This is a genomic window from Mycobacterium intermedium (assembly GCF_002086275.1).
In the GTDB taxonomy this organism is placed as follows: domain Bacteria; phylum Actinomycetota; class Actinomycetes; order Mycobacteriales; family Mycobacteriaceae; genus Mycobacterium; species Mycobacterium intermedium.
The window spans coordinates 1-4,956 of record NZ_MVHT01000167.1; the positions used below are offsets into that span (position 1 = coordinate 1).

A 4,956-nucleotide genomic window follows, 5' to 3' on the forward strand; every position below is an offset into this window, starting at 1 on the left:
CATCACCTTGACCGCGACCGTCCACTCCTTGACGGTGTGATCAGCCTCGTAGACCTCGCCCATCCCCCCACGGCCCAGCAGTCGTTTGAGGCGGTAGGGGCCGAACATCGTCCCTACCCGAGAGTCTGGCCCGTCGCTCATAGCTGATCCTCCCAATCAACCGCTGACATTATCAACAACCTCCCGACCGGGGCCTCAGCTGAAAACGCAGGTTTTGGCAATCACGACGTTATGCCCCAGCCCCGACAAACGCACGAGAAGCACACATTTCACTTTCGAAAAACCGTCCCGGTCCGCCGCGATGACCGGTGCCAAAGATCCATAGAGGATGCGGCAAGCGCGCCGACGGAACCTTTCTTTAGACACACGACGAATTCGAAGAGACGAAGCGGGCAAGAGAAAGGCAAGCAGATGCTCACCACGGCCGGCACCGACGCCAGGACCCGCCCCCTCGCCCGGGTCCTGTTTCTCGTGACGACGGTGTTCGGTATTGCGGCAGTGTTGCCCGGTAGGTGGCAGGCAATCGTCCGGCGTTGGTGGTCATTTGCGGTGTACTACGTCGGGTACCGACTGCTCTCGGTCCAACTGTCCTGCGGTTCCCTAGCCGTCAGCGGGGTGCCCTTCGTGACGAAGCACATCTGAATCACCTCAGTTGCAGAACCAAGTCGCGATAGAGCCGGACGTACCAAGGGTTTTCAGCGCGTCGGCCTGTGCCGCGGCCAGGGTGGCCCCGTAACCGCCGGCCATGTCACGGGCGCTGTTCTCGGCGACCGCACCGCACTGCTTGAAGATGACGAGTGTCTTGCAATCCTTGTGGGCGCACGCCGCTTGCGCCGCGCTCTCGGCGGCCGCCTTGGATGGATAGTGCTTTGCCCGGCCGAAGAGATCGCCCGAAGGGGAGTACGCGATCGCGCCCCAATAGTCGTCGTCATCATCGGCGCTTGCTACCGGGGCGAAGGCGAGGATCGTCGCCGCCACCGTCGCGACGTTGGCCACCACTACCGCAGCTCGCTGTTGAAATGCGGTCAATGCCATGGTGATTCCTTTCCCAGACATGGTCCCAGACATCGCTAGTTCGGGCTAAACAGACGGTTTGGTTGCGGTGACTTGCTTGCCCCATTCGGACAACGTCATCGTGATCGTCCCGTTCTGCACCGGGATGAATTCGATCTTCACGAGGTGGTATGACCCGTCCGAGGCGATCCAGACAGTCGTGGGCGTCGGAGGGGCGTCCGCTGCGTTCAGTCGCGATCCGGCCAGTGTCGCGACGTCGTCGTTGTTCGATTTGCCGGTGATCTTGGTGGTGCCGACCCCGTTGATGTCCTCACTGCCTGCCACGGCCGGATTCTGAAGGTGCTCAAGGATATTCGCCAAGCCACGCTTCGGGTCGAGGAGAGTGGAAACGTCGTAGATCGACGCCCCGTTGCCGTAATCGGTGAAATGCTTGCCCGGATCGGCGACGTCCGAATACAGGTGGTTGTCCACGTAGACGAACTTCGAATCAACGTCGTCCTTGCCCACGGTCAGCGTCGCGGTGCCGGTGGCGGTCGTGTGTGGGGTGCTGGAGACGTCGCCGTCCAGCTTGGTTACCGCCAGATTGGGGACCGCCCCTTTCACGGTGAGACTCACGTGCATGCCGGTGACTTTGCTCATCACGTCGGCGGCTTGCTTGACCGTCGCCGCGGCGTCGATATTGGCCGGGGTGGAGGAGCCGCCCTTCGCGCCGTTGTCTGAGGAGCAGCCGCTCAACGCCAGTGCCGTTGCAAGAACAGCCGTCGCCGCCGCTACGCCGGCGCGACACCAGAGCTTCATAAACATCTCCTTCGTTCGGGCAAGACTTTTCAGTCTGTGCAACGGCTACGTTGTCGCAGGGCAAACTGATCTGAGCGCGGCGGCGCAGCCGGGCATCATCGTAAGCCGCGCGGTATCGGCAGGTACAGGCTTCGAGTGGATTTATCTGGTGCCCGCCGCAACGGCCTTTGGCGGCGAGTCAAGCAAAGAGATGAGCTAAGTGGTTGCTACTTGCGGGCGCGGCGCTGGGCATCGATGCGCCGCAGCCGGATCGCCAAGAGCGCAATGAGCACCACCGCCTGCACCACGCACATGCCGAAGGCCGTCAGCCAATGCGTGCGACCGTGCTCCCACAACGGGTCTTCGGCACCTGGGTGCAGAAAATTGACGCCGACGGTCGAGGCGCCCATGGCGTAGGCCCACCGTGACGGTGACAGCCAGGCCAGTTGCTCCAACGGGATCCGACCGTGTACCGCGAACATGCCGCCGCACAGCACCAATTCGGCGAAGACCACCAGGACCAGTAGCGGCATGCCGCGGTCGGCGTTGGCGATCATCGCCGAAATCAGCAGCCCGATGATCATCGAGACCACGGTGACCGCGATGACGGCAACCGCCACTTCGGCAGAGCCCAGACGTTGCTGGATCGTCTCTATTTCCTCGCCGGACGACGGCCATAACGCCGAAGAGTCCGGAGGCGGCACGAACAGCGTGCCGAGGACGCCGAGGATCAGCCCTTGCAGACTGGTCAGCACGCCGAGGACGACCAGTTTCGACCCCAGGTATGCCGTGCCGGACAACCCAATGCCGTGTTCACGTTGATAAATCGCGCGTTCCTTGACGATCTCGCGAATTGAGCTGGCACAGCCCATGAGTGCGCCGCCGATGACCAACAGCACCAATAGTTGGGAGGGTTGCGTCGACCGCTCCTCGATGGCCTTCGCCAGCGAGAGCCCGGCATTCCCCGGGACCGCATAGGCGAACAGGCTCAACAGAAGCGGCAGGGCCAATAAGAACACCCCATATTGCCGGTCCGCGGCGATGACCGCCCAGTAGCGTCGGCACAAGATCGCGAACTGCGCGAACGCGCTCTGCTGTGCCGTCGCCTTGCTCGCGGGTAGTGCGCCGGGCAGCTTCCTGCCGCCCGGCTCCGGAATGAAGGCCGCACGCAAGGGCGAAGTGTTGAACCGGCCGCTCCAATCGGTTTCGCGGTCCTGCTCGAGCAGGATGAACAGGTCGGCGAAGTCGCTGCAACCGAAGTAGCTCAAGGCTTGTTGCGGCGGCCCGAAATAAGCCATCCGACCACCCGGGGCCAGGATGAGCAGCCGATCGCACATGTTCAGGTGGGCGATGTTGTGGGTCACCACCACGACCGAGCGTCCGTCGTCGGCCAGCGAGCGCAGCGTCTGCATGACGGACTTCTCATAGCCCGGATCGAGGCCCGATGTTGGTTCGTCGAGAAACAGCAGCGAGGGTTTGGTCAGCAATTCCAGTGCGACGCTGGTGCGCTTGCGCTGGCCTCCCGACAGCGAGTCGATGCGCTGATCGGCCTGGGTGGCGAGCCCGAGTTCGGTCAGCACTTCCTCGATGCGCTCATTACGTTCGGCAGCGGAAACATCTTGTGGAAACCGAAGCTGCGCAGCGTAATTCAGTGCCCGTCGGACCGTCAGCTGGGTGTGCAGAATGTCGTCTTGCGGCACGAAGCCGATGCGGTGTCGCAGCTCGTCGTAATTGTCATAGAGGTCGCGACCGTCGTAGCGGACGGTGCCGCTCGTTGCGGGCTTGAAACCGGTCAGAGCGCCCAGCAGCGTCGACTTGCCGGCCCCGCTCGGACCCACCACCGCGAGCAGACTGCGTTGGGGCAGAGCGAAATCGATGCCGGCCAGCAGGACGCGGCCCTTGTCGGTTTCCACGTGGAGATCGGTTGCCTCGTAGGACACGTCGCCGGTGTCGACGTATTCCACAAGCCTGTCGCCGGACAGACGCAGCAACTGGTGGCCGATCCCAACCATGTCCTCCGGCCCGATGAAGGCCCGGGTGATCCGGTTGCCGTTGACATAGGTGCCGTTGGAGCTGTTCTTGTCGATCAACTCCCACCGGTCGCCGGAGCGGCGCAACGCGGCGTGGTAGCGCGAAACCAGCAAGTCGTTGAGCACGATCGCGTTGTCCGGTGCCCGACCGATGGTGACGGCCACCTGGTCGATGGCGTGGACCGCGGTGGGAGAGCGGATGCCCGTGGTTTCTGCGGGGGGCGGGGGTGGGCTCCCGGACGCGGTGACCTCGCCGGTGTTTGCCCGCGCGGGTCCACTGCCGGCCGGCTGGAACTCCACCGGTTGTCCCGAGGATGCCGAGCCGAGCAGCACGGTGACGGGTCGGCTGATCGTCAGCCGCTCGGTTCGCTGCCCGTTGACATACATTCCGTTGCTGCTGCGGTTGGTCAAGACCCAGGCCGCGGGCGTCGCCTCCAGTACAGCGTGGTCTCGCGACACGCGAGGGTTGTCCAGACGAATATCGGCCTCGCTGGCGCGACCGAGGGTCCAGACCCGGTTCGCCGTGGCGTGCCAGGTGCGGCCCGCGGCGCGCACCTCCAGCAGGGGCGGACTCGTCGTGACCGTTTCGGTTTCGTCTGCCATGCTTAGCCTCCGGTGCGACAGCTTAGTTTTGCTCGATCGAATTTCTCAGCAACCCAAAGCCGTCGCACGGTCACGAGTGCTTGGCCCACCACTGGTAGAGCGCGTCGAGGTCGGGCCCCTGCGGTTGGCCTGCGATAAGGGCGAAGACAAAGGTTTGCTCGTTGCTCCACATCACCTGGGGCTCGTTGTCCTTGTATATGCCGCAGGCGATCTGGCCCAGGATGGTGTTCGGGTCCGCGGTGTGCCACCAGTTGCCCGGTGACGCCTTCCCGCCGGGACAATCCTGGATCTTGAAGGTGGTGGTGAAATTCGCGAACGCATTCTTGGTTCCGGCTGCATCGGCGTACAACCCGTAGGCAGAAACCGTCGGGCCATTGGCATCGTTGTTTTGGGTGCATTTCACTGACGCAATTGCCCCCGGCATCGGCGACTCATCCGGTGTGCATGCGCCAGCCGGGTAGCCCGCCGGCAGCAGCCTCATCAGTCGAGCCTCGGCAGGGGACAGGGACGAGGTCGTCGTGGTCGTCGTCCT

General features: G+C 63.5%; 5 protein-coding genes and 1 pseudogene. 1 reads left to right on the plus strand and 5 read right to left on the minus strand.

Annotated elements, in window-relative coordinates; all coding sequences use genetic code 11:
* The coding region (locus tag BST27_RS34240; protein ID WP_249025737.1) for a hypothetical protein at nucleotides 1-141 on the minus strand (141 nt) is incomplete at its 3' end.
* 270 nt (nucleotides 142-411) lie between these two features.
* Here BST27_RS34240 and BST27_RS29500 point away from each other — a divergent pair.
* Complete coding sequence (locus BST27_RS29500; protein WP_069421567.1) at nucleotides 412-642, plus strand: hypothetical protein; 231 nt, start codon at nucleotides 412-414, stop codon at nucleotides 640-642.
* A 6-nt stretch (nucleotides 643-648) separates the two neighbouring features.
* Here the strand turns inward: BST27_RS29500 and BST27_RS29505 are convergent, their stop codons facing one another.
* The 4 genes and pseudogenes from BST27_RS29505 to BST27_RS29520 all read right to left on the minus strand — a co-directional run.
* Entirely contained in the window at nucleotides 649-1,035 is a 387-nt protein-coding gene (locus BST27_RS29505) for a DUF4189 domain-containing protein (protein ID WP_069421566.1), read from the minus strand.
* A 45-nt stretch (nucleotides 1,036-1,080) separates the two neighbouring features.
* On the minus strand, nucleotides 1,081-1,812 hold the full coding sequence (locus BST27_RS29510; RefSeq protein ID WP_069421590.1) for an LppX_LprAFG lipoprotein: 732 nt from the start codon (nucleotides 1,810-1,812) through the stop codon (nucleotides 1,081-1,083).
* Between the two features lie 206 nt (nucleotides 1,813-2,018).
* Nucleotides 2,019-4,424 carry an FHA domain-containing protein gene (locus BST27_RS29515; RefSeq protein ID WP_069421565.1) on the minus strand — a complete coding sequence of 802 codons (2,406 nt, stop codon included), beginning with the start codon at nucleotides 4,422-4,424 and terminating at the stop codon, nucleotides 2,019-2,021.
* Between the two features lie 70 nt (nucleotides 4,425-4,494).
* Nucleotides 4,495-4,956, minus strand: a pseudogene (locus BST27_RS29520) (serine/threonine-protein kinase); the annotation flags it as partial.